1 protein-coding gene is annotated in these 996 nt (G+C 64.6%); it reads left to right on the forward strand.

The annotated features are described in order from the left end of the window. Positions 1–394: 394 nt before the first annotated feature. Positions 395–996 (forward strand): hypothetical protein (locus KBI52_RS01325; protein ID WP_210804848.1); only part of this gene is annotated, 602 nt, incomplete at its 3' end.

Raw genomic sequence — 996 nt, forward strand, 5'->3', positions numbered from 1 at the left:
GCACAGGTCCACGTTTTGCAGAACTTTGCGGCAGGTTTTCGCAGGCAGGCGAGAACAACGACAGGTTTGGCGTCCATCGCCGGGGTACGCCCGCCGCCCACGCACAGAATCTGCGACACAGCCCCTGATGGCGACGGTCGCGAGCGGGCCAAGGCCGCTCAGATCGCCCGATATGAAAGGCGCTCCTGATGCTCGGGTTCTTATCGGGACAAAAACACTCGAACTTGTCCAAGCCCACGGCAGGACTTCCAGACGTCTTGGAGCCCTTCGCGGCCGAAGGGGCGTCGCGGCTATCGCCGTCAAATACCATGGGTGGGCCGGCCTGAAATGGTCACATTCGTGCGCGACGTCGGAGGTGACGCTTCGTTAACCATCCCTCCGCCCAAGGCCACCAATGCTCAGACCTCTTGTTGCCCTTGCCCTCGTGCTCGCGCCCCCAGCCTTCGCTCAGGCCTATGACAGTCCGGAGATCATCCGCGGGCTCTGCCGCCCTGACGGGTGCGACGAGTTCGCCATCCTGGCGGCCTCTCCTCTGACCAGGACAGGGGAGGGCACACTCATGCAGACCCGGGTGAAGACCTTCCATGCCAGCTCAAGCGGACGCAGGGAACTCAGAGAGGAGAACGGGTATGTGTACTGCTCCCAAACCAAGCCGGCGATCGTGGCCGAGAAGAACGGACGTACCATGGCGTTCTATCTCGCACCGTACTCGACCCAGGAGAGCCGCGAGACCATCCGTCAGAACGCCAACTTCCATGCCCTGTACTTCAGCATCTGCCATGGCCTGGAAGCGGGCCGGGCGGCGGTCCGGAACCTGCCGGGTGTCGCCCAGGAGCTCGGCTACAGGGTTGCTTTGCCCCAGTCGCAGTCTGTGGCCCTGAACCGGGTCGAGGATATCCTGCCGCCCGAGAGCCGGCACTCAGCCGAGGCGAGACATGACCTGCGCCCGGTTCCCCCGGTGAGCATGCCGCCGGGCGCTGCACGGCGGGACTGGGC

Source organism: Microvirga sp. HBU67558, from assembly GCF_018069605.1.
GTDB lineage: Bacteria > Pseudomonadota > Alphaproteobacteria > Rhizobiales > Beijerinckiaceae > Microvirga > Microvirga terrae.